The 236-nt window shown below is 39.4% G+C and carries 1 protein-coding gene; it reads left to right on the top strand.

Going from position 1 to position 236, the window contains the following annotated elements; translation table 11 throughout:
- Positions 1-22: 22 nt before the first annotated feature.
- Positions 23-236, top strand: a 214-nt coding sequence (locus tag RRF55_RS27935; protein ID WP_439419290.1) for a hypothetical protein, incomplete at its 3' end; no start/stop codon positions are given.

Here is a 236-nt window from a genome sequence, read left to right as displayed (position 1 = left end):
TGATCTAGAGAATGAAAAAACCGTGCAGTTGGATGCAGGTTATCAATATGAACAGGGTGCATTTAAATCATGGGCTTCGGTTTATGCAGGCTTAATTCAAGATTATATTTTGGTTAAATATGTGGAAACTAAAAACCCAAAAAACCAAAAAGAGGAGTTGAAAGCTTACACGCGTAATGTCGATGCAACCATTGCAGGTGCTGAAGCAGGTGTGGCTTACCAGTTGACGGATCAAA

This window comes from Klebsiella sp. K47 (assembly GCF_051858335.1).
Lineage (GTDB): Bacteria > Pseudomonadota > Gammaproteobacteria > Enterobacterales > Enterobacteriaceae > Klebsiella > Klebsiella pneumoniae.
Note: the sequence above shows the minus strand (reverse complement) of the source record. Positions and strands in the feature narration are given on the sequence as shown.